The sequence below is a fragment of the Lentzea sp. CC55 genome, from assembly GCF_021056325.1.
Lineage (GTDB): Bacteria > Actinomycetota > Actinomycetes > Mycobacteriales > Pseudonocardiaceae > Lentzea > Lentzea jiangxiensis.
Map to the genome: position 1 here is coordinate 154,642 of NZ_JAJCXE010000011.1, position 22,369 is coordinate 177,010.

Genomic DNA, 22,369 nt, shown 5'->3' on the forward strand with positions numbered 1-22,369 from the left:
GGCGCAGATCGTCTGCGCATCGTTCGTGCCTGTTCCAGCAAGTCAGTACGATGTTCGGTTATGCGCGAACAAGCCGAACTCGATTCGGTCGACTGGCACATCCTGGAGGAGTTGCAGAACGACGCCACCCTGCCGAACAGGACGCTGGCGGAGATCGTCGGGCTGGCGCCGTCGTCGTGCCTGCAGCGCGTGCGGCGGCTGCGCGACCTCGGCGTGATCACGGGCAGCCACGCCGTCGTCGACCCGGCGACGACCGGGCTGCCGCTGGAGGCCGTGATCTCGGTGAACGTGCGGCCGCACACGCGGGTCGTGGTGGCCGGGTTCCGGGCGTTCGTGATGGCCCAGCCGGAGACGCGGTCGATCTTCCACGTCTCCGGGCAGGCCGACTTCCTGATCCACATCGCGGTCGCGGACTCCACGCACCTGCAGGCGTTCCTGATGGACAAGATCGCGTCGCGGACCGAGGTGCGGAACCTCACCTCGTCGGTGGTGCTGGAACGGGTGGAGACCCGCGCTCTGACGCCGCCTTCGAACCTGCGGCCCACGCACCGCCGCCGGAAGGCTTAGCGGCGGCGGGTCAGCGCGTCGAGGTCGAACGCGAGCGGGGCAGGCCGGCTCAGCCGCACCTCACCCACGCCGTCCTCCACGAGCTTGTAGATGCCGTCCACGAGTTCGAACGCGGTCAGGCTGATCGGGTCTCCGAGCTCCACCAGCCAGTAGTGCGCGATCCCCGCCTTGGCGTACTGCATGGGCTTGGTGACGCGATCGACGCGTTCCGAACCAGGGGACACGATCTCCACCGCGAGAACCACGTCCTCCGCGGTGAAGCGCTTCGGGTTGCGGTCCGCAGCTTCCGCGGTCACCACGACGACATCAGGCTTGCGCACGGTCGGCCGGTTCGAGCTGTCGATCACCACGTCGACGTTGTGAAAGGCGACGAGGTCGTCCGGAAGTTGCTCGTCGAGCCAGTAAGCCAGCCGGCTCCTGGCCTTTTGCTCCCGAGGTGTCGGAGCAGCCGCCAGGTGCAAGACACCGTCTACGAGCTCAAGGTCCTTGTCTTCTGGCGTCGCGTCCCACTCGTTCAAGTCCACGAGTGCAGCCATCGGCGAGCCACACCGAACCGTTGATCACTCATCCAGGTGGCTCGAACATGCGAACGAACTCACACACCGTCGCCGGAAGCCTTGATCACCCGGATCAGCCCCTCCTGCACCACGGTCGCCACCAGGGCCCCGTCCCGGGTGAAGAACCGCCCGGTCGCCAGCCCGCGGTTCCCGGAAGCGGTGGGCGAAGTCGTGTCGTACAACAACCACTCGTCGGCGCGGAACGGCCGGTGGAACCACATCGCGTGGTCCAGAGAAGCCCCGAGGACCTTGTCCAGGCCCCAATAGACGCCGTGCCGGGCCAGAACTCCGTCCAGCAGCGTCATGTCCGACGCGTACGTCATCACGCAGAGCTGCAGCATCGGGTCGTCCGGCAGCTTGCCGTCGGCCTTCATCCACACCTGTGACGCGGCCTCGCCCGGACCGTCCTCACGCGACTCCCACGGCGGCTCGGTCACGTAGCGGACGTCGATGGGGCGCGGGAACTTCAGGTTGACCAGCGGGTAGCTCTTGGCGGACTCGCTCCACGTCGGCAGGGACTCGGGGTCCGGCACCGGCGGCATGTCCGAGGTGTGCTCGACGCCCTGCTCCTCCACCTGGAAGGACGCGGACAGCGAGAAGATCGCCTTGCCGTGCTGCACGGCGACGACGCGGCGGGTGGTGAACGAGCGGCCGTCGCGGATGCGGTCCACCTCGTAGACGATCGGCACGCGCGGGTCGCCGGGCCGGATGAAGTACGAGTGCAGCGAGTGCACCCGGCGTTCGACCGGGACGGTGCGGCCGGCGGCCACCAGGGCCTGGCCCGCCACCTGGCCGCCGAAGACGCGCACCGGCGACTCGGCGGGTGAGACGCCGCGGAAGATGTTCTCCTCGATGCGTTCCAGGTCGAGCAACGCGACCAGGTCGTCCACTGCGGATTGTCCGGTCAGGCCCGACGGGCTCTCGGCAGCGGCACGGGCGGCCTCAGTCACGGCAGAAACTCTCCTAGCGGCACGGCATCGGCCCCGCGCCCTCACGACCAGTATGAGGGGACGGGGCCGGGTGGCACGACGTATCGGGCTGAGAGCCCAGCCACTTACGCGTGGTCGTCCTCGCCGAGGCGGTGCACGCGGATGAGGTTCGTCGACCCGATGGTGCCGGGGGGCGAGCCCGCGACGACGACCATGAGGTCACCGGCCTGGTAGCGGCCGATCTCGATCATGGCGACGTCGACCTGGCGCACCATCTCGTCGGTGGACTCCACCTTCGGGACCAGGAACGTCTCGGTGCCCCACGTCAGCGACAGCTGCGAGCGGACCGAGGGCTCCGGCGTGAACGCCAGCAGCGGCAGGTGCGTGTGCAGGCGGGCCAGGCGGCGGACCGTGTCGCCGGACTGCGTGAACGCGACCAGGGCCTTGGCGTTGAGGCGCTCGCCGATGTCGCGGGCCGCGTACGAGATCACGCCGCGCTTGGTGCGCGGGACGTGCGTCAGCGGCGGCACGACGACCGACTCGGTCTCGACGGCCTCGATGATGCGGCCCATGGTCTGCACGGACTCGATGGCGTAGCGGCCGACCGAGGTCTCGCCGGACAGCATGAGGGCGTCCGCGCCGTCGAGCACCGCGTTCGCGACGTCGGACGTCTCGGCGCGGGTCGGGCGGGAGTTCGTGATCATCGAGTCGAGCATCTGGGTCGCGACGATGACCGGCTTGGCGTTCTCGCGGGCGATCTGGATCGCGCGCTTCTGCACCAGCGGGACGTGCTCGAGCGGCAGCTCGACACCCAGGTCACCGCGGGCGACCATGACGCCGTCGAAGGCGAGCACGATGGCCTCGAGGTTGTCCACGGCCTCCGGCTTCTCGATCTTCGCGATCACGGGGAGGCGCTTGCTGCCCGAGCGGTCCATGACCTGGTGGACCAGGTCGATGTCGGCGGGCGAGCGGACGAACGACAGTGCGATGAAGTCCACGCCGAGCGAGAGCGCGAACTCGAGGTCCTCGATGTCCTTCTCCGACAGCGCCGGCACGGAGACGTCCATGCCGGGCAGCGAGAGGCCCTTGTTGTTGCTGACGGGTCCGCCCTCGGTGACCTCGCACACGACGTCGGAACCCTCGACGTCGATGACCACGAGGCCGACCTTGCCGTCGTCGACGAGCAGGCGGTCGCCGACCTTGGCGTCCTTCGCGAGCTCCTTGTACGTCGTCGACACGCGGTCGTGCGTGCCCTCGACGTCCTCGACGGTGACGCGGACGACGTCGCCGGTGTTCCAGTCGACCGGACCCGCGGCGAAACGGCCGAGGCGGATCTTGGGGCCCTGGAGGTCGGCGAGGATGCCCACGGCGCGGCCGGACTCGTCGGCTGCGGCGCGGACCATGTCGTAGACCTGCTTGTGGTCGGCATGGCTGCCGTGGCTGAAGTTCATCCTGGCCACGTCCATACCGGCCGCTACCAGGTCGCGAACCTTGTCCGGCGTGCCGGTGGCGGGACCGAGGGTACAGACGATCTTTGCGCGTCGACTCACGTCTAGAGAGAGTAGTCCTGGTTCCTGGACCGATCCCGAACTACCCATCGGTAATGTTTCCGGAATGGGTCGAGTACTGCCTTTTGTGACCGCGGCGTTGCTCAGCGTCGTCGTGTTGTTCACCCCGGAGTCAGGTGTGCCCAGCTCGCCGCCCGGCACGGACAAGGTGGTCCACACGGTGCTGTTCGCACTTTTGGCGTTCACCGGCCTGTACGCGAAAATCCCTCGCATCCTGCTGGCGCTCGTCTTTTACGCGGGTGTTTCGGAGGTGCTCCAGCAGGTGATCACGCCGCTGCACCGCAGCGGCGACGTGGTGGACGCGCTGGTGGACGTGCTCGGCATCGGCCTGGGCTGGGCTATCGCCGCGGCTGTTCGCTCACGCCGACGTGGTCCTCGCACCACGCGTTGAAGTCCTTGAGCTGCCTCCACGACTTGCGCACGCGGTCGAGGCACTCCGGCTCGTGCAGCACGTCGTCCGGCTCCCACACCTTGCGCACGTAGATCGACCGGTGCTTGAGCAGGTCGAGGTGCGGGTGGTCGTCGGCGAACCCGCGCGGCTTCGTCTTCATCACGTCACCCGCGAGCGCCCAGCCCTGCTTGAGGAGCTTGTCCACGATCTTGCGCAGCAGGACGCCGTGCGCGTCGACCGAGGCGCGGTAGCGGGCCAGCTGGTCGGACTGCATGTGGAACGAGCCGCCGCCGGTCATCAGGCCCTCGGGGCTGAGCTGCACGTAGTACGCGCCGCCACCACGGCCTTTCTCGATCACACCGCCGCAGTGGTCCTTGTAGGGCGTCTTGTCCTTCGCGAACCGCACGTCGCGGTACGGGCGGAACACCTTGCCCTCGCCGAACTCCTTCTCCAGCGCGAGCAGCAACGCCTCCATCGGGGCGCGAACGTCGCGCAGGTAGGTCTCCTTGTTGTCGTCCCAGTACGCCTTCGAGTTGTCCAGGACCAGACCGTCGAAGAAGTCGATGGCGTACTCGCCGAAACCGCTGAACGTCACCGAGTCAGCCTAGGCCGATCGCCCATGTGCGTGAAAATTCGTTTGAGGGCGCACAACCGCGACCATAATCCGACGAATGCCTCGCCGTATCAACGCGCTCGCGACCTGGCTCCTCCGACTCGGTCCCGACGAGGTGACCTCGATCCTCCTGCACCGCCGCGACGTGGCGGACCGGTTCATCCGGACGATGAAGGACCTGGCGACGCAGCTCACCGACTCGGACTCGGTGCACGCCGCCGAGGACACGCTGGACCAGGGCGCGCTCGACGTCCTGGGCACGATCGTGGCGCAGGGCGGCACCGGGACCGTCGACACCGTCTGCACCGAGCTGGGGTGCTCGACCGGCGACTTCGAACGGGCGCTGGACGAGCTCGAGAAGCGGGCGCTCGCGTGGCCGGAGGGACCGCGGCTCATCGCGGTCAACTCGGTGCGCGCCACGGGTGCGGTGCGCGGCCAGCTCACGTTACGACCGAAGACGCCCGGCAGGCGCAGGGCGTCCGCCATCTCGCCGGTCGTCCCCGCCATGTCCACAGTGGACGGCGTCGCGCGGCTTCTCGCGCACTGCGAGCAGGACGCGTTCGACGCCCGCTACACCGGCGGCGTGGCGACCGTGGAGATCCGGCGGGCCGCACGGGTGTTGCGGGTCGCGGACGGCGTGCTGCGGTTGTGGCTGGAGCTCGCGGTCGAGGCGCAGCTGCTCGGGGTGGACCGCTCCCGGCTGCTGCCGACCAGGCAGGGCGACGCGTGGCTCGACTCGCAGCCCGGCCCGCGGCTCGCCGCGCTGGTCGGCGCGTGGCGGCGGATGGACTGGCGACCGGCTCCGGACCAGGCACGGGCGGCGTTGCGCGACTACACCGGCGCCCACGGGCTCCTGCTGCGGCGCAGCGCGCTGGAGCGGTTCTCGGCCGACGAGGCCTTCACCGACGTCGGCGAGCTGGTCGCGGAGCTGGCCTGGGAACGGCCGGCGGTGCACGACCCGCGGGCGACCGCGGCGGTGATCGGCGAGATGGAGGCGCTGGGGCTGGTCGCGGGCGGCGCGCTCACGCCGCTGGGCGCCGCGGTGGTGCACGACGGTGACGTCGGGGCCGCCGCGGCCGCCCTCATGCCGCCGGCGACGGAGAAGGCCGCGTTCCAGACGGACATGACCGCGGTGGTGAACGGGCTGCCGTCGCCCGCGCTCAGCGCGACGCTGAACCTGGTGGCCGACCTGGAGGACAACGACGCGGCGCGGGTGTGGCGGCTGTCGGCGGGCTCGGTGCGGCGCGCGCTCGACTCCGGGTTGTCCGCGGACGAGGTGCTCGCCGAGCTGGCCGCCGTGTCGGAGGCCGCGTTGCCGCAGGTGATCGACTTCCACGTGCGCGACATCGCGCGCAAGCACGGGCACCTGACGGTGACGAACGTGGCGAGCTGCGTGCGCGGCACCGATCCCGTTCTGCTGCAGGAGATCGCGAGGTCGAAGCGGCTGGCGTCGCTGAAGCTGCGGTTCCTGGCGCCGACGGTGCTGGCGTCGGACCGGCCGATGGCGGAGACGCTGACGGCCCTGCGCCGGTCCGGGTACGCGCCGACCGGCGTGGACGGTGGTGACCAGTCCATCGTGGAGCACGTGGAGCGGCTGCGGGCACCCGCACGGGGCGAGCGCCGGCCGGACCGGTGGTGGCGCGACGAGGTGGACGACCTGGAACTGGCCCAGCTCGCGGTCCGCCTGGTGGAGCAGGAAAGGCCGTCCGTGGGCCGGGGGACGCCGCGCGCCGACGCCGCCAGGACGCTGCGGGACCAGAACGTCTTCCTGCGCGACGAGGAGGTGCTGCTCCTCGCGTCGGCGCTGGTCGACGGCAGCCGCGTCGAGATCGGGCACGCCAGCGGGCCGCGCAGGACGGAGACGTACGTGGTGGTCCCCACCAAGCACCTCGAGGGCGTGCTGAGCGCGGAGTGCGAGGACGGCACGAGCAGGGAGTTCACGATCGGCCACGTCCGCAGGGTCGCGCTGCCCGCCGACCGGCTGGGATGAACAGCTGGGGAAGTCGTGGCCGTGGACCGCGCGATGGTCATCGACGAGCTGCTGCGGGCGTGGCGCAACACCCCGGACGCGGAGAAGTGCGCCAGGACCGTGCTGTCCAAAGTGGATTTCGGCGACCGCCGGGTCGACGTCCGCGGCTGGCACCGCATCCAGTTCATCATGCACCTGGCGAAGCTGCGGCGCGTGCGGTGCATCGGCAACATCAACCCGCTCGACCCGCTGGGCGCCATGCCGTCGCTGCACCGCTTGGAGTTGTGGCAGAACGAGGTCATGCGCGACCTCTCGCCGCTGGCGGGCTCGCGGTCGTTGGAGGAGCTGCACCTGAGCCGCTGCCGCCCGCTCGGCCGCATCGACCTGACCCCGGTGAAGGACATCGACGAGCCGCACCTGCACTTCAGCCGCGTCGACCTGGCGTCGCTCCACGGCGGCCTGGTGCGGCGCCTGCGGCTCCGCGACCCGGCCACGGACGACGGCCTGGCCGCGCTGCCGCCGTTGCCCGCGCTGCGCGAGCTGGCGATCGACCACCGCCCGCCCTACCCGCTGGCGGGCCTGGAGCGGTGGCCGACCATCACCGCGCTGGAGGTGTTCGGCGTGCCGATCACCGCCGAACTGCGCGCCCTGCCCGCGTTGGAACACCTCGTCGTGCACCAGCCGGAGTCACCGGCCCGGCTGGAGGAGCTGCGTCAGGAACTGCCCGGCGTGCGCGTCACCACCTGATGTCGGCGAGGCTGTCGAGCGGCTTGCGCTCCTCCGCGTCGAGCAGCTGGACCGAGGCCGTGTCCGCGGCGTGCAACGAGGCCGGGAAGGTGAAGCTGGTGCGCTTCTCCAGCTCCGTCAGCGACACCTGGAACACGCGGAACTCGTCGAGGTCGAGCGCCTCGGCGAGGACGATGTTCTGGGTGAGCAGGAACGCGCTGCAGCGCAGCTCCCCGTCCACCACGAACGCGATGGCCTTGTAGAACTCGCGCGGGATCGCGACACCCCGGAAGATCCGGTCGTCGACGTTGAACACCGGCCCGCCGTAGACGCTGACCCGAAGGTTGTCCACGTCGACGTCGGCCAGCACCGCGTCCTCCAGCCGCCCCCAGAGCCCTTCCTTCGTGCTCTGGTTGAAGTCGTCCATCTGCGGCGTGATGTTCGTGAAGAAGAACGAGTCCTTGTTCGCCCTCTGCGCCTCCGCCTTCGGCCCCCAGCAGAGGTCGGCGCGGCGGGCCAGGTGCCCGCGGTCGAGCCGGTTGTCGCGGTAGAGCTCGTCCCCGGTCTGGAACTCGGCGGGGATCCGCGGGTCCTTGACGAACGGGATGTTGTTGCGGCTCAGCGCCTTCATCTCGGCGCCGTCGATGTTCCACGCGACCCAGCTCGCGAACCTGCGCGACTTGCTCATCGCCAGCGAGAAGTGGGTGTAGTCGATGGTGGTCTCGCCGCCCAGCTCCACGGCGTCGGCGGCACCTTGCTCGGTCAGGACCGGGAGGCCTGCCTCGGTGCCGAGGAACTGCGTGTCGAAACCGATTTTCACGGCTGTGGTGGTCATGGTGTCGCCCCCTACTGGTTCACCTGGTGGGTCGACACTTTTCACGCCGGCGTTAGCTGGGTGCACCCGAACGGCCTAGTGTTCGCCGGGAGTTCGGCTGTGGTTCGTCGGGGGCGGTCGCCTTCTGCAGTGACGTCGCCTTTGCGCGGTGGTCGCCTTGGGTCCTGTATCGCGCGTGGTTGAGTCATCGCCGCTTCGCGACGATTGCGATCGGGGCTTGACTTCGGGGCCCTTGCGAGATGCCGGACCGGCCGAGCAGGAAGGCTCGGCCGATCCGGGCAACGGTGGCATCTCGCACCCGAAATCAACCCCCGATCGCCGTCGTGGTTGCGTCATCACCGCTGGTCAGAGCCGCATGGTCCGGACGGGCTCGGCTTCGCCGTCGCGATTGGCGGCATGGTGGCTCGCCTTCGGCTTCGCCCTGTTCTTCGCGGTGTGACGGCTCGCCTTCGGCTTCGCCCTGCGGGTTCTGGCTGAGGGCTCGCCTTCGGCTTCGCGCCGGAATTGTCAGACCCGTTGAGTACGTTGGGTCGCGGGGGACCCCATTCCGAAGGGGACCCCCGCGAGAGCCTGCCTGCCCGCCTGACATCTGGGCGGGCTGGCCCTGCCCGCCTCACAGCTGAGCAGGCTGACCCCTGTCCGGGCGCGCTCGCCCCTGTCTGCGGGCAGGCTCACCCTGACCGGGCGCGCTCGTCCCTATCTGCGAACCGGCTCACCCCTGCCGACCAGCTCGACGGTCCTGCCCGCCCGCCGCGACTCGTCCACCCACTGCTCGATCGCCTGGCCGCAGGCCTGGTCGAGGTGTCGCACCCCGCTCAGGTCCATGCGCACGTGCTCGCGGTCCACGCCGTCCAGCACGTCCAGCAGCCGGGGCAGCCGCAGGAACGTCGCGTTGCCCCTGAGCGCCAAGCCCTCGGGTGTCTCGACCACGGAGAGCCGGGACACGTCCCAGGCCGTCTTCACGATCGCCGCCAGCAGGCCGGCGAGGGTTCCGGTCAGCAGGTCCGTGGCCACGATCAGGCCGGCGGTCAGCACGAGGACCGCGCCTTCCGCCCTGTCCGTGCGCCACAGGCGGACCAGCTCCTTGAGGCCCAGCAGCTTCCAGCCGGCGTGCACGAGGACGGCCGCCAGCACCGCCACCGGGATCAGGGTGAGCAGGCCCGGCAGCAGCACCACGAACAGCAGCAGCCACACGCCGTGCAGCACTCGCGAGGCCTTGGTGCGGGCGCCGGCGGCGACGTTCGCCGAGCTGCGCACGATCACCGCCGTCATCGGCAGGGCGCCGAGGAGGCCGCAGATCGTGTTGCCGACGCCCTGGGCGACGAGTTCCTTGTTGTACCGGGTGCGCGGGCCGTTGTGCATGCGGTCGACGGCGGCGGCGCTGAACATGCTTTCCGCCGACGCCACCAGGGCGAAGACGACCGCCGTGCCGATCACCCCCGTGTCCAGCAGCGAGAAGTCCGGCAGGTGCACGTCCGCGGAGAGGGTGCCCACCACGATCTTGTCGACGTCGGAGGCGAACAGCGCCGCCAGGGCCGTGCAGACGACCACGCCGACCAGCACGCCCGGTACGACGCGCATCGGGGTGCGTTGCCACAGCAGCATGATGACCACGGTCAGCAGGCCCAGGGCGAGGGCGATCGGGGACGCCACGATCGGCTTCAGCTGGCCGATGACCAGAACCAGGCCGATGCCCGCGAGCATGCCGTGGACGACCGACGGGGAGATCGCGCGGAACCACCTCCCGCAGCGGGCCAGGCCCAGGACCACCTGCAGCAGTCCGGCGCCCAGGACGATCACGCCCAGTGCCTGGATCCCGTGCCTGGAGACGGCGTCCGCCACCAGCACCGTCAGTCCGGCAGCCGGTCCGCTCACCTGCATCGTGCTGCCCGGCAGGAGGCCGACGACGATGCCGCCGACCACGCCGGTCACGATGCCCAGTTCGGCCGGCACCCCGGAGGCGACCGCCACGCCCACGCACAGCGGTAGCGCCACCAGGAAAACGACGATCGAGGCCCCGAGGTCGGGCCAGTGCTTCTTGATCACGGCCGGCCCCTACAGCGGAAGGAAGGCGTGCTCGTCGCACGCGGAGACCTCGGCGGTCTCGATGTCGTAGAACCAGCCGTGCACGCGCAGCGAGCCCGTGGCGACCTTCTCGGCCACGAACGGGTACGCCCGCAGCACCTCGAGCTGGGCGCGGACGTGGTCCTGCCCTTCCGCGTGCATCGCCGGGTCGGACGGCGTGCGCGGGGCCTTCGGGCGCAGCCAGCCGCGCATCGCGGGCAGGTGGTCGATGCCACCGCCGGTGAGCGCGCCCACCGCGCCGCAGTGGGAGTGGCCGCACACGACGATCTCGCTGACGCCGAGCTGCACCACGGCGAACTCGATCGTCGCCATTTCGCTGGTCGGCGCGGTCAGCGAATACGGGGGAATGACGTTGCCCGCGGTGCGGAGCTCGAACAGAGAACCCGGTTCGGCTCCGGTGATCGCGGCGGTCACGATGCGCGAGTCGGCGCACGTGATGAACATCGTGCTGGGTCGCTGCCCCGCGGCGAGCTCCCGGCCGAGTGCGCGGGAACGCGATGCGGCGTGTGCGCGGGCATGCTGAACAAAGCGATGGAAGTCCACGGGAATCCCTCACTGCTGGAGAAAGTGTTCGGTTTGATCGGGTGGTGGGGACCGATCAGTTCCGGAACACCTGCAGTGCGGGAGGTGTGCGCCAGACGGCTATCGGTTCCGCCTCCGTCACCGGAACGGCTCCGGGTGCCGTCCGGGGTGCGAAAACCGCCGTGGAAGACGGTGTGACCTCCTTGGACGTGCGGTCCGCGGACGCCACCGGCAGCCTCAGCCGGCTCGGCTCCCGTTCCTCGCGGGGCGCTTCCTCCTTCGGCGCGGAGGTCTTGGACTTCGGCGGTGGCGCGCCGATCGAGGCCGTGGAGATGGCCGGGGTCAGCACGGCGCACAGGGCGACGACGACAGCAAGAAGAACGCTGCGCATGCTCACACCCCCGACCGAGTTGATTTCCCTCCACCAGTTTTACCCGAGCGGATGACGGGATGGTTAACACATGACATGTGCCACCGTTTCAGGCACCAAATTCACCCGAAAGTATCTTCAGGTTTCACAGGGTGGAACAACACGGAGCGATACCGGTCGCTGAACTGCGACTTCACTTGACGTTCATTTCCTGCGCGAATGCACCAAGGTACAGCACCCGCACAACGAGTGCGGACCGCGAAGCGACGGCGGCGGTCGCGGCGACTGCCCGGGCGGCAGAGCCACGCCGACGGCCCCGCGGCTATGCGGAGCGCAGCTCTCCCGCGTTGGAGTTGTGCCAATTGATGGACAACCGATCACCGATCCCCTGCCGCTCTGCACAATCGGTGACCGAATGCCAAAGGAGGCCTGCCGTGGCGAGGGTGTTCATCAGCCATGCGACGCAGGACGTGGCGATCGCGGCGCAGATCCGCGACTGGCTCGACCCCGATCACGACACCTTCCTGGAGGTCCACCCCGACGACGGCATCCAGGTCGGCGAGGCGTGGCGCGAGCGCCTGCACCACGAGCTGCGCCGGGCGGACGCGGTGGTCTGCCTCGTCAGCGGGGCCTCGGTCGTCTCCAGCTGGTGCACCGCCGAGGTCGCCATCGCGGACGCCCTGGGCTGCCTGCTGCTGCCCGTGCAGGCCGAGGGCGTCATCCACCCGTTGATCGGGCACCTCAACCACATCCCGCACGCCACCGCGCGCGAGCACCTGGAGAAGGCGCTGCGGCAGTTCGACGCCGGTGGCCGCAAGCTCGCGAAGGACCAGGAGCCGTTCCCGGGCCTCGACGCGTTCAGCACGGCGTTGAGCGCCGTGTTCTTCGGGCGCGACCAGGAGACCCGTGCGCTGGCCCGCAAGGTGCGCCGCGGGCCGGGGCTGCTGGCGGTCGTCGGCCCTTCCGGCTGCGGCAAGTCGTCGCTGGTCAAAGCCGGCCTGCTGGCCCAGCTCGCGGACGACCCCCGCTGGCTCGTCATGCCGCCGTGGCTGCCGGGCAACGACCCGCTGGACGCGCTGGCCCGGTCGGTGCGCAAGACCGCCGAGCGCGTCGGCCTGCGCTGGAGCCCGAGCGAGACGAGGGACCGGCTCGTCCTCGACGGGCTGCGCGGGGTGGCGCACGAGCTCGTCGACGAGGACCGCCGGCTGCTGATCACCATCGACCAGGCGGAGGAGCTCTTCACCCGCTCCGGCGAGGAGGACCGGCAGTGCGTGGCGAGCCTGCTCAAGGACGCGCTGACGGACAACGTGCGGGTGATCGCCACGCTGCGGTCGGAGTTCCTCGACGACCTGCGGACGCTGCCCGAGCTGGGCGGTGTCCACCTCGGCAGCTACGTGCTCGCACCGCTCGCCCGGGAGGTGCTGAACGTGGTGATCACCGGGCCGGCGCGGGTGGCGGGGCTCAAGGTGCACCCGGAGCTCGTCGCGCGGCTCGTGGAGGACACGGCGAGCGGCGAGGCGTTGCCGCTGCTCGCGTTCACGTTGCAGCACCTCGCGATGGGCGTGCCCAGGGGCGGCACGCTGTCCAGCGAACGCTACGAGCACCTCGGCGGCGTGCACGGGGCGCTCGCCCGCCACGCGGACGACGTGCTCGACGGCGCCGTCTCGGAAACCGGGCTCGGCCGGGAGGAGCTGCTCTCCCGGCTCGCGTCGCTCGCCACGCTCGACCACACCGGCGTGCCGACCCGCAAGCGCGTCAGCCTGGCGCAGCTCGACCCCGGCGCCCGCGAGGCGCTGGAGGTGTTCGTCCGGCACCGGCTGCTGACGGCGAGCGGCGACAAGCAGGGCCGCTGGATCGGCGTGGCGCACGAGGCGCTGTTCACCGAGTGGAAGCCGTTGCGCGCCGCGATCGACGAGCGGCAGATCGGCCTGCGGGCGGCGCAGTCGGTCGAGCTGGACGCCTCGCAGTGGAACGATGGCGGGTGCGCCGACCACCTGCTGCTCAACGAGGACACGTTCGCCGCCATCGCGCCGTTGGTGGCCGACGACGACCTCTCCCCCGACGCCCGCCGGTTCCTGACCGCGAGCCGCGCCAGGATCGTCGCGCTGCAGGGTCAGCGGCGCCGCGACCGGAGGCGCACGACCAGCTGGCTCGCGGTGTTCCTCGTGGCGGCCGTCGGCGCGGCTGGGCTCGCGGCCGTGCAGTGGAGCATCGCGAGCGACGAACGCGACACCGCGACCGCCCGCGCCCTCATCGCGCAGGCCCAGGTGGCGCGCAACTCGTCGCCGCGGCTCGCGTTGCGGCTCGGGCTGGCCGCGCACGGGCTCGTCCCCAGCTCGGACACGAACACCGAGCTGGTCAACACGTTGCTGACGACGCGGTACGGCGGTTCGTTCGGCGAGACGGTGTCCGCTGTCGCGTTCGGTCCCGCCGGGCACACGGCCGTCGTCGGCAGCACGGACGGCACGGCGAGCCTCTGGGACCTCACCGACGAGCCGCGGCAGCTGGCCACCGAGTCCGGCACGGGCGCGGCCGTCACGTCGGTGGCGCTGTCGCGCGACGTCGCCGCGGTCGGCAGTTCCGACGGCTCGGTGCTGGTGTGGGACCGGGGAACCACCTCACGGCGTCAGCGCCTGCCGTCGGGCCAGCCGGTGACGTCGGTGGCGATCGACCAGACCGGGACGCTGCTCGCGATCGGCCGCTCGGACGGCACCACGGCGTTGTGGCGCCTCGGACCGCGGCCGGCACAGCTCGGTGAGCCGTTCCAGCGCCAGGGCGCCGGGGTGTCGTCGGTGGCGTTCTCCGGCACGAAGCTCGCCACCGGCAGCCACGACGGAACGGTGGTGGTCTGGGACATCGGCTCACCGGAGCGGCCGGTCGCGGGCGAGCCGCTGAACGACAACGTCCGCAAGGCCGTGACGTCCGTGGCCTTCAACGACACCGGGACGCTGCTGGCCACCGGTGGTTCGGACGGCGCCACGACGTTGTGGACGCCGGCGGACCGCACGCACACGAGGCTGACCGGGCACAGCGGGCTCGTCTCCTCCGTCGCGTTCTCGCCGGCCTCGTCCGTGCTGGCCGCCGGGAGTCACGACGCCACCACGGTCCTGTGGGACGTCAGCACCCCGGACCGGCCGCGCCAGGCAGGCGATCCGCTGGTGGGACAACGGGGTGCGGTGTCGTCGCTGGCGTTCTCCCCCGACGGCCTGCGCCTCGTCACGGGCAGCACCCGCGGGCCCGCCGTCGTGTGGGAGATGGCCGACCGGCCCCGCCGCATCGGATCGCCGCTGACCGGGCACGGCATGCTGGTGAAGTCCGTCGCGTTCGAGGACGGCACCACGCTCGTCACCACCGGGGCGGACAACCGGCAGATCCGCTGGGACGTCGGCCACCCGCAGCAGCCCAGGAAGATCGGCGAGGGCACCGGGGTCTCGCGGCTGCACTCGCTGGCCTCGCACGGCGGCATGGACGCGACAGCGGGCAGCGACAACACGATCGTGCTGTGGGACGTGGCCGCCGGCAAACCGATCGGGCCACCGCTGGCGGGGCTCAGGAACAGCGTGAGCGCGGCGGCGTTCTCGTCGGACGGCAAGGTGTTCGCCGCGGGCAGCACCGACGGCACGACGATCCTGTGGAACATCAGCGATCCGGGCCACCCGCTCCCGATCGGCCAGCCGCTGGGCCAGAACAAGCAGGTCACCGCTCTCGCGTTCGCCCCGGACGGCACGAAGCTCGTCGCGGGCACGTCCACCGGCGGCACGCTCGTCTGGGACGTCACCGACCCGAACCAGCCCCGCCAGGTCGGCCGGCAGCTCGACGGCCACCGGCTGGCGGTGAACTCCGCCGCCTTCGCCCCCGGCGGCGCCGTGCTCGCGACCGCGGGCTCCGACGGCACGACGGTGTTGTGGGACATGGCTTTGCTCGACAACGCCGTCCACCGCGCCTGCGCGGTCGCGGGCGGTGGCCTCAGCCGCCTCGAATGGCAGCAGTACCTCCCGGCCCTGCCCTACCGCGACACCTGCTCAGGAGACGTGCGATGAAACGCTTCCTCCCCGCGGTCCTGCTGCTCGCCGCGTGCTCGTCCCCGCCCGCCGAGGTGGCGCGGGCCCGCGAACCCCTGGTGTTCAGCGGGGTCCCGACCGCGAGCTCGATCACGACCCAGCAGACGTACCTGCCGATCGTCGACATGCTGCGCCGCGAGACCGGCGTGGAGATCCGCGTCCAGGAGCCGACCGGCTACGAGGCCCTCGTCGCCGGCATGCGCGACGGCTCGATCGACATCGGCGCGTTCGGCCCGCAGTCCTACGTCGTGGCGCGCGAACGCGGTGCGCGCATCACCCCGGTCTCCGCGCAGGTGAAGGAGAAGGGCGCCGCACCGTCGTACCGCGGCTTCGGCTTCGCGCACGCCGATTCGTCCATCAGGTCGCTGGCCGACCTGCGCGGCCGCAAGGTCTGCTACGCCGACCGCCTGTCCACCTCCGGGTTCCTCTACCCGAGCACGGCGCTGCGCGCGATCGGCCTCGACCCGGCGAGCGACACCGTGCCCGTGTTCACCAGCGGCCACGAGGCCACCGTGCTCGCCGTGGCCACCGGGCAGTGCGACGCGGGCTTCGCGTTCGACGAGATGGTCGACCGGCACCTGGTCGAACGCGGCCAGGTCCAGCCGGGGCAGCTGACGAAGATCTGGACGTCCGGTCCCATCCCCGGCGCTCCCCTGGCCGTGGCGGACGACCTGCCGGAACCGCTGCGGCAGCGGATCGTCTCCGCCCTGCAGACGAAGGCGACGGCGGACCACCTGCGGGCCAACGGGTTCTGCCAGGGCGAGTGCCCGGTGGGTGACGCGACGGCCTGGGGGTACGCGAAGGTCGACGACTCGTTGTACGAACCGGTGCGGGCTGCGTGCCGGGCCGTCGGCTGGAGCTCCTGCACGCCCGGCTAGCGGGTGGTCCCGAACGCGTCGGCCCCTGGGAGAAAGGCGAACGCCCCGCGCGACTCCGTTGTCGCGCGGGGCGCCATGCTGCTCTCCGCTGTCGGACGCCGTTGTCAGACCACAGCGAGCGGAAGCTGGTTGGGGATCACCGGCGAGGGCAGGCTCGAGGCGCCCGTGAGGAACTTGTCCACGGCGTTCGCCACGGACCGCCCCTCCGCGATCGCCCACACCACCAGGGAGGCGCCGCGGTGGGCGTCCCCGCAGACGAACACGCCGGGCGCGGTCGTCTGCCAGTCGGAGCCGCACGAGATCGTGCCGCGGGTCGTGAGCGAGATGCCCAGGTCGTCCAGGAGCCGCATGTGCTCGACGCCCTCGAAGCCGATCGCCAGCAGCACCATGTCGGCGGGCAGGACCTCGACCTCGTCGGACACCGGGATCACGGCGCGGCGGCCGGACGAGTCCTTCTCGACACGCACCTGCTGCAGCTCGATGAACCGCACGTGGCCCGCGTCGTCCCCCACGAAGCGCTTGACCGCCACGGTGAAGCGGCGTTCGCCCGCCTCCTCGTGCGCGGGGTACGTGCGCAGGATGTGCGGCCACACCGGCCACGGCGAGCGCTCGTCGTCGCGCACGGTGGGCGGCATCGGGTACTGGTCGAGCTGCGTCACGGACAGCGCGCCCTGGCGGGTCGCGGTGCCGTAGCAGTCGGCGCCCGTGTCGCCACCGCCGATGACGATGACGTGCTTGCCCTCGGCGGAGAGCGACGACGGCCCGTCGCCCTCGCACGCGCGGTTCGCGGGGACCAGGTGGTCCATCGCGAGGTGCACGCCCTCGAGCTCGCGTCCCGGCGTCGTCTTGTCGTCACGGCCGCGCAACGCGCCCACGGCCAGCACGACCGCGTCGAACTCGGCGCGCAACTGTTCGACCGTGACGTCGACGCCGACCTCGCAGCCGGTGACGAACTTGGTGCCCTCGCGGCGCAGCTGCGTGAGACGGCGGTCGAGGACCTTCTTCTCCATCTTGAACTCGGGGATGCCGTACCGCAGCAGCCCGCCCAGGCGGTCGTCCCGTTCGTACACCACGACCTCGTGGCCCGCGCGGGTCAGCTGCTGCGCGGCGGCGAGCCCGGCGGGACCGGATCCGACGACCGCGACGCGCTTGCCCGAGGTCACGGCTGCCTGGGACGGCTGCACGTAGCCGTTCTCCCACGACATGTCCGCGATGGTCTCCTCGACCCGCTTGATCGCGACCGCACCGCCCGCGTCGTGCGAGATCGACAGCACGCAGGCGGCCTCACACGGTGCCGGGCACAGCCTGCCCGTGAACTCCGGGAAGTTGTTGGTGGCGTGCAGGCGGTCCGAGGCGAGCTCCCAGTCGCCACGGCGCACCAGGTCGTTCCACTCGGGGATCAGGTTCCCGAGCGGGCAGCCCGCGGTTCCGCTGTGGCAGAACGGGATTCCGCAGTCCATGCACCTCGTCGCCTGCGTGCGCACGGCGGCGTTGCGCTCCTCCGGGGTTTCCTGGAGGTAGACCTCGTTCCAGTCCTGCAACCGTTCCGGCTTCGGACGCTTCGGCGCGTCGGAGCGGGAGTGCTTGAGAAAACCCTGTGGATCAGCCACGAGACGCCTCCATGACAGCCGCGTCAACGTCCCGGCCCTCAGCGCGGGCGAGGCGCATGGCCTCGAGAACGCGCTGGTAGTCGCCGGGCATGACCTTCGTGAACGCACCGGCCCGACGGGTCCAGTCACCGAGCAGCGACGCGGCCACCGCGGAACCGGTGTGCCGGTGGTGCTTGGTGACGGCGTCCTTGAGCCAACGCAGGTCCTCGGCGCTGAGGCGCTGCAGTTGCACCATCTCCTGGTTCACCGACAACGGGTCCAGGTCGAGCACGTACGCGATTCCGCCGGACATGCCGGCCGCGACGTTGCGCCCGGTCGGCCCGAGCACCACTGCCCGGCCACCGGTCATGTACTCGAACGCGTGGTCGCCCACGCCCTCCGCCACGAGCAGCGCGCCGGAGTTGCGGACGCAGAAGCGTTCGCCGACGCGGCCGCGCAGGAAGACCTCGCCGGACGTGGCGCCGTAGCCGATCACGTTGCCCGCGATCACCTGGTCCTCGGCGCGGAACGGCGCGTCGTCGTGCGGCCGGACGATGATCCGCCCGCCGGACAGGCCCTTGCCGACGTAGTCGTTCGCGTCGCCGACCATCTCGAGTGTGATGCCGCGCGGCAGGAACGCGCCGAGCGACTGGCCGGCCGAACCGGTCAGCTTCACCCGGATCGTGTCGTCCTCCAGGCCCTCGCCGCCGAAGCGGCGGGTGACCTCGGCGCCGAGCAGCGTGCCGACCGTGCGGTTGACGTTGCGGACCGGCAGCTCCAGCTTCACCTGGTGCGCGTCCTCCAGCGCCGCCTCGGCGAGCTGGATCAGCGTGCGGTCCAGGGCCTTGTCGAGACCGTGGTCCTGGTCGCGGACGCGGCGCTTCGCCGTCGGGTACGGGGTCTCGGGCACCTCGAAGACGGGGTCCAGGTTCAGGCCCGCGGTCTTCCAGTGCTCGATCGCCTCGTCCTTGTCGAGCAGCTCCGCGTGACCGACGGCCTCGTCGATCGTGCGGAAGCCGAGCTCGGCCAGGATCTCCCGGACCTCCTGCGCGATGAACTCGAAGAAGTTCACGACGTGGTCGGCCTGACCGGTGTAGCGGGCGCGCAGGTCGGGGTTCTGCGTGGCGACGCCGACCGGGCACGTGTCGAGGTGGCAGACGCGCATCATCACGCAGCCCGCGACGATCAGCGGTGCCGTGGCGAAGCCGAACTCCTCGGCGCCGAGCAGCGCGGCCACCACGACGTCGCGGCCCGTGCGCATCGCGCCGTCGACCTGGACGGTGATGCGGTCGCGCAAACCGTTGAGCAGCAACGTCTGCTGGGTCTCGGCGAGGCCGATCTCCCACGGCGTCCCGGCGTGCTTGAGCGAGTTCATCGGCGAGGCGCCGGTGCCGCCGTCGTAGCCGGAGATCAGCACGACGTCCGCGTGCGCCTTGGCGACGCCCGCCGCGACCGTGCCCACGCCGATGGACGAGACGAGCTTCACGTGAACCCGTGCCTGCTCGTTCGCGTTCTTCAGGTCGTGGATGAGCTGCGCCAGGTCCTCGATCGAGTAGATGTCGTGGTGCGGCGGCGGCGAGATCAGGCCGACGCCCGGCGTGGAGTGCCGGGTGCGCGCGACCCACGGGTAGACCTTGAAGCCGGGCAGCTGGCCGCCCTCGCCGGGCTTCGCGCCCTGCGCCATCTTGATCTGGATGTCCGTCGAGTTCACGAGGTACTCGCTCGTGACGCCGAACCGTCCACTCGCGACCTGCTTGACCGCCGAGCGGCGCTCGGGGTCGTACAGGCGCTCGCGGTCCTCGCCGCCCTCACCGGAGTTCGACCGGCCGCCCAGGCGGTTCATCGCGATCGCGAGGGTCTCGTGCGCCTCGGCCGAGATGGAGCCGTAGGACATGGCGCCGGTGTTGAAGCGCTTGACGATCGCGCTGACGGGCTCGACCTCGTCGATCGGGATCGGCGTGCGGCCCTCGCTGCGGAACTTGAACAGGCCGCGCAGCGTGCCGCCCTGCCGCGAGATGCGCTCGACCTCCGCCGTGTACTGGCGGAAGACGTCCTCCTTGCGCGTCTTCGTGGCGTGCTGCAGCAGGAACACCGTCTCCGGCGTGAACAGGTGCAGCTCGCCCTCGCGGCGGTAGGAGTACTCGCCGCCGACCTCGAGCCTGCGGTGCTCGCGCGCCGTCGGGTTGTCCGGGTGGGCGCGGCGGTGGCGCAGCGCCACCTCCTCGGCGAGCACGTCGAGGCCGGCGCCGCCGAGCTTCGACTGCGTGCCGGTGAAGTACTCGTCCAGCAGGTCGTTCGACAGGCCGACCGCCTCGAAGATCTGCGCCGCGGTGTAGGCGCCGACGGTCGAGATGCCCATCTTGGACATGATCTTCAGGACGCCCTTGACGAGCGCCTTGACGTAGTTGCGGATCGCCTTGTGCGCCGGGACGCCGGTGATGGCGCCCTGGCTGATCAGGTCCTCGATCGTCTCGAACGCGAGGTACGGGTTCACCGCGGCGGCGCCGTAGCTCAGCAGCGCGGCGACGTGGTGGACCTCGCGGCAGTCACCGGACTCGACGACGAGCGCGACGCGCAGGCGTTCCTTGGTGCGCACCAGGTGGTGGTGCACCGCGGAGACCAGCAGCAGCGACGGGATCGGCGCCATGCGGTGGTCCGAGTCGCGGTCGCTCAGCACCAGCGTGCGCGCGCCGTTCGCGATGGCCTCCGACGCCTCGCGGCGCACGCGCTCGATCGCCGCGGCCAGCGCCTCACCGCCACCGTCCACCTCGTACAGTCCGGACAGGACGGTGCACGCGAAGCCCGGCAGGTCGCCGTCGTCGTTGATGTGGATGAGCTTGGCGAGCTCGTCGTTGTCGATGACCGGGTAGTCGAGCGTGACGTGGCGGCACGACACCGGGCCGGGCTCCAGCAGGTTCTGCTCGGGGCCCATCACGCGCTTGACCGACGTGACGATCTCTTCGCGGATCGCGTCCAGCGGCGGGTTCGTGACCTGCGCGAAGTTCTGCACGAAGTAGTCGTAGAGCAGCCGCGAGCGCTGGCTGAGCGCCGCGACCGGGGTGTCGGTGCCCATGGACGCGAGCGGCTCGGCGCCCGAGATCGACATGGGCGTGAGCAGGATCCGCAGCTCCTCCTCGGTGTAGCCGAAGGTGAGCTGGCGGCGCACGACGGACTCGTGGCTCTGCACGACGTGCTCGCGGTCCTGCAGGTCGGCCAGGTCGAGCAGGCCGGCGTGCAGCCACTCGTCGTAGGGCTGCTCCGACGCGAGGGTCGACTTGAACTCCTCGTCGTCGATGATCCGGCCCTGGGCGGTGTCCACGAGGAACATGCGGCCGGGCTGCAGGCGGCCCTTGGCGACGACCTGGTCGGACGGCACGTCGAGCACGCCGGTCTCCGACGCCAGGACGACGCGGCCGTCGGCGGTCTGCCACCAGCGGGCGGGACGCAGGCCGTTGCGGTCGAGGACCGCGCCGACGATCTCGCCGTCGGTGAACGTGACGCAGGCCGGGCCGTCCCACGGCTCCATCAGCGAGGCGTGGAACTGGTAGAACGCGCGGCGCTTCGGGTCCATCGTGGCGTGGTTCTCCCACGCCTCCGGGATCATCATCAGCACCGCGTGCGGCAGGCTGCGGCCGCCGAGGTGCAGCAGCTCCAGCACCTCGTCGAACGACGCCGAGTCCGAGCCGTCCGGGTTGCAGATCGGGAACAGCCGGGCGAGGTCGCCGGGGATCAGGTCGCTGTCCAGCAGCGCCTCGCGGGCGCGCATGCGGTTGCGGTTGCCGCGCACGGTGTTGATCTCACCGTTGTGGGCGACGAACCGGAACGGGTGTGCGAGCGGCCACGAGGGGAACGTGTTCGTGGAGAAGCGGCTGTGCACCAGCGCGATCGCCGTGTAGAGGCGCTCGTCGTGCAGGTCGGGGAAGAACGCCGGCAGCTGCTCGGTCGTCAGCATTCCCTTGTAGACGATCGTGCGCGCCGACAGCGAAGGGAAGTAGACGCTGCCCTCGTGCTCCACGCGCTTGCGCAGGCAGAAGGCGAGGCGGTCCAGGGCGATGCCGGACTCGTCGCGCGTGCCCTTCACGAACAGCTGTGCGAAGTGCGGCGCCACCGACATGGCCGTCGGGCCGACGCCGGCGGACTCCGGGGCGACCGGGACGTCGCGCCAGCCGAGGACGACGAGGTTCTCCTCCTCGGCGATGCGCTCGATCTGCCGCATGGCGGCTTCGCGTTCTTCGGCCTCGAACGGCAGGAAAGCGATTCCCGCCGCGTACTGCCCGCGCTCGGGCAGGTCGAACCCGGCCACCGCGCGGAGGAACTCGTCCGGCAGCTGCAGGAGGATGCCCGCACCGTCGCCCGAGGTGGGCTCGGCACCGGCGGCACCCCGGTGCTCCAGGTTGGCCAGCGCCGTCAGCGCATCGCTCACGATGCCGTGCGAACGCCTGCCCTGGATGTCGGCCACCATGGCGACGCCGCAGGCGTCGCGCTCATCAGCCGGGTCGTAGAGACCCTGGGGGCCGGGGATGGCGGAGAAGATCACTGCGCAGACCTCCTTCGTCGTCCTCGCGAAAGAACAATGTCCTCGTGCTCAGACCTCGAACCAACAGGTGGGAGCACGGGACGACGATGGCCCGCGTGTTGACGCGACTTTAACAGCCGCGAAACCCAGGGACACCCGCCAATGGGTGATCTAGGTCATGGATGTGTAACGA

At 70.7% G+C, this 22,369-nt stretch carries 17 protein-coding genes; 7 read left to right on the forward strand and 10 right to left on the reverse strand.

Annotated elements, in window-relative coordinates; all coding sequences use genetic code 11:
• Positions 1 to 60 precede the first annotated feature (60 nt).
• Entirely contained in the window at positions 61 to 567 is a 507-nt protein-coding gene (locus tag L6E10_RS07870) for an Lrp/AsnC family transcriptional regulator (RefSeq protein ID WP_236218243.1), read from the forward strand.
• Here L6E10_RS07870 and L6E10_RS07875 read toward each other — a convergent pair.
• The 3 genes from L6E10_RS07875 to pyk form a co-directional block, all read right to left on the reverse strand.
• Entirely contained in the window at positions 564 to 1,103 is a 540-nt protein-coding gene (locus L6E10_RS07875) for a Uma2 family endonuclease (RefSeq protein WP_236218245.1), read from the reverse strand. The two genes, L6E10_RS07870 and L6E10_RS07875, sit on opposite strands and share 4 nt — an antisense overlap.
• 59 nt (positions 1,104 to 1,162) lie before the next feature.
• A complete protein-coding gene (gene tesB, locus L6E10_RS07880; protein WP_236218247.1) occupies positions 1,163 to 2,074 on the reverse strand; it encodes an acyl-CoA thioesterase II in 912 nt (303 codons plus the stop codon).
• A gap of 104 nt (positions 2,075 to 2,178) precedes the next feature.
• Positions 2,179 to 3,603, reverse strand: coding sequence for a pyruvate kinase (gene pyk / locus L6E10_RS07885; protein ID WP_236218249.1), 1,425 nt, complete (start codon positions 3,601 to 3,603; stop codon positions 2,179 to 2,181).
• Between the two features lie 64 nt (positions 3,604 to 3,667).
• Between pyk and L6E10_RS07890 the strand changes: the two genes are divergently transcribed.
• Positions 3,668 to 4,012 (forward strand): VanZ family protein, encoded by a 345-nt coding sequence (locus L6E10_RS07890; protein WP_236218251.1) that lies wholly within the window; start codon positions 3,668 to 3,670, stop codon positions 4,010 to 4,012.
• On the opposite strand, the gene L6E10_RS07895 is transcribed toward L6E10_RS07890, so the two are convergent.
• A complete protein-coding gene (locus L6E10_RS07895; RefSeq protein ID WP_236218252.1) occupies positions 3,960 to 4,607 on the reverse strand; it encodes a DUF2461 domain-containing protein in 648 nt (215 codons plus the stop codon). The genes L6E10_RS07890 and L6E10_RS07895 overlap by 53 nt on opposite strands.
• 76 nt (positions 4,608 to 4,683) lie before the next feature.
• On the opposite strand from L6E10_RS07895, the gene L6E10_RS07900 reads away from it, so the two are divergent.
• Both L6E10_RS07900 and L6E10_RS07905 read left to right on the forward strand, forming a co-directional pair.
• Positions 4,684 to 6,615, forward strand: coding sequence for a helicase-associated domain-containing protein (locus tag L6E10_RS07900; RefSeq protein ID WP_236218254.1), 1,932 nt, complete (start codon positions 4,684 to 4,686; stop codon positions 6,613 to 6,615).
• 15 nt (positions 6,616 to 6,630) lie between these two features.
• A complete protein-coding gene (locus L6E10_RS07905) occupies positions 6,631 to 7,341 on the forward strand; it encodes a leucine-rich repeat domain-containing protein (protein ID WP_236218256.1) in 711 nt (236 codons plus the stop codon).
• Here the strand turns inward: L6E10_RS07905 and L6E10_RS07910 are convergent.
• Entirely contained in the window at positions 7,331 to 8,155 is an 825-nt protein-coding gene (locus L6E10_RS07910) for a DNA/RNA non-specific endonuclease (RefSeq protein WP_236218258.1), read from the reverse strand. The two genes, L6E10_RS07905 and L6E10_RS07910, sit on opposite strands and share 11 nt — an antisense overlap.
• Before the next feature lie 217 nt (positions 8,156 to 8,372).
• Here L6E10_RS07910 and L6E10_RS07915 point away from each other — a divergent pair, with 217 nt between their 5' ends.
• A complete protein-coding gene (locus L6E10_RS07915; RefSeq protein WP_236218260.1) occupies positions 8,373 to 8,594 on the forward strand; it encodes a hypothetical protein in 222 nt (73 codons plus the stop codon).
• A 257-nt stretch (positions 8,595 to 8,851) separates the two neighbouring features.
• On the opposite strand, the gene L6E10_RS07920 is transcribed toward L6E10_RS07915, so the two are convergent.
• The 3 genes from L6E10_RS07920 to L6E10_RS07930 all read right to left on the reverse strand — a co-directional run bounded on the left by L6E10_RS07920 (position 8,852) and on the right by L6E10_RS07930 (position 11,153).
• The gene (locus L6E10_RS07920) at positions 8,852 to 10,201 is read right to left on the reverse strand and encodes a SulP family inorganic anion transporter (RefSeq protein WP_236218262.1); all 1,350 of its coding nucleotides are present in this window, start codon (positions 10,199 to 10,201) and stop codon (positions 8,852 to 8,854) included.
• Positions 10,202 to 10,210: 9 nt separating this feature from the next.
• Positions 10,211 to 10,684: a carbonic anhydrase gene (locus L6E10_RS07925; protein ID WP_236218264.1), complete on the reverse strand. Its 474-nt coding sequence runs from the start codon at positions 10,682 to 10,684 to the stop codon at positions 10,211 to 10,213.
• 154 nt (positions 10,685 to 10,838) lie between these two features.
• Positions 10,839 to 11,153: a hypothetical protein gene (locus L6E10_RS07930; protein WP_236218265.1), complete on the reverse strand. Its 315-nt coding sequence runs from the start codon at positions 11,151 to 11,153 to the stop codon at positions 10,839 to 10,841.
• Positions 11,154 to 11,566: 413 nt separating this feature from the next.
• Between L6E10_RS07930 and L6E10_RS07935 the strand changes: the two genes are divergently transcribed.
• The gene (locus L6E10_RS07935; protein ID WP_236218267.1) at positions 11,567 to 15,172 is read left to right on the forward strand and encodes a TIR domain-containing protein; all 3,606 of its coding nucleotides are present in this window, start codon (positions 11,567 to 11,569) and stop codon (positions 15,170 to 15,172) included.
• Positions 15,169 to 16,071, forward strand: coding sequence for a phosphate/phosphite/phosphonate ABC transporter substrate-binding protein (locus tag L6E10_RS07940; RefSeq protein WP_236218269.1), 903 nt, complete (start codon positions 15,169 to 15,171; stop codon positions 16,069 to 16,071). The genes L6E10_RS07935 and L6E10_RS07940 overlap by 4 nt, the downstream gene beginning before the upstream one ends.
• Before the next feature lie 104 nt (positions 16,072 to 16,175).
• Here the strand turns inward: L6E10_RS07940 and L6E10_RS07945 are convergent, their stop codons facing one another.
• Entirely contained in the window at positions 16,176 to 17,681 is a 1,506-nt protein-coding gene (locus L6E10_RS07945) for a glutamate synthase subunit beta (protein ID WP_236218271.1), read from the reverse strand.
• Positions 17,674 to 22,197 carry a glutamate synthase large subunit gene (gene gltB / locus L6E10_RS07950; RefSeq protein WP_236218272.1) on the reverse strand — a complete coding sequence of 1,508 codons (4,524 nt, stop codon included), beginning with the start codon at positions 22,195 to 22,197 and terminating at the stop codon, positions 17,674 to 17,676. Before gltB ends, L6E10_RS07945 begins: the two co-directional genes overlap by 8 nt.
• Positions 22,198 to 22,369: the final 172 nt, after the last annotated feature.

What these genes read in the sequence shown, in the direction of transcription:
- L6E10_RS07910 (WP_236218258.1), bottom strand. Translation starts at nt 8,155, where the DNA reads ATGACCACCACAGCCGTGAAAATCGGTTTCGACACGCAGTTCCTCGGC.
- L6E10_RS07900 (WP_236218254.1), top strand. Translation starts at nt 4,684, where the DNA reads ATGCCTCGCCGTATCAACGCGCTCGCGACCTGGCTCCTCCGACTCGGT.
- L6E10_RS07930 (WP_236218265.1), bottom strand. Translation starts at nt 11,153, where the DNA reads ATGCGCAGCGTTCTTCTTGCTGTCGTCGTCGCCCTGTGCGCCGTGCTG.
- L6E10_RS07940 (WP_236218269.1), top strand. Translation starts at nt 15,169, where the DNA reads ATGAAACGCTTCCTCCCCGCGGTCCTGCTGCTCGCCGCGTGCTCGTCC.
- L6E10_RS07890 (WP_236218251.1), top strand. Translation starts at nt 3,668, where the DNA reads ATGGGTCGAGTACTGCCTTTTGTGACCGCGGCGTTGCTCAGCGTCGTC.
- L6E10_RS07870 (WP_236218243.1), top strand. Translation starts at nt 61, where the DNA reads ATGCGCGAACAAGCCGAACTCGATTCGGTCGACTGGCACATCCTGGAG.
- L6E10_RS07875 (WP_236218245.1), bottom strand. Translation starts at nt 1,103, where the DNA reads ATGGCTGCACTCGTGGACTTGAACGAGTGGGACGCGACGCCAGAAGAC.
- L6E10_RS07925 (WP_236218264.1), bottom strand. Translation starts at nt 10,684, where the DNA reads ATGTTCATCACGTGCGCCGACTCGCGCATCGTGACCGCCGCGATCACC.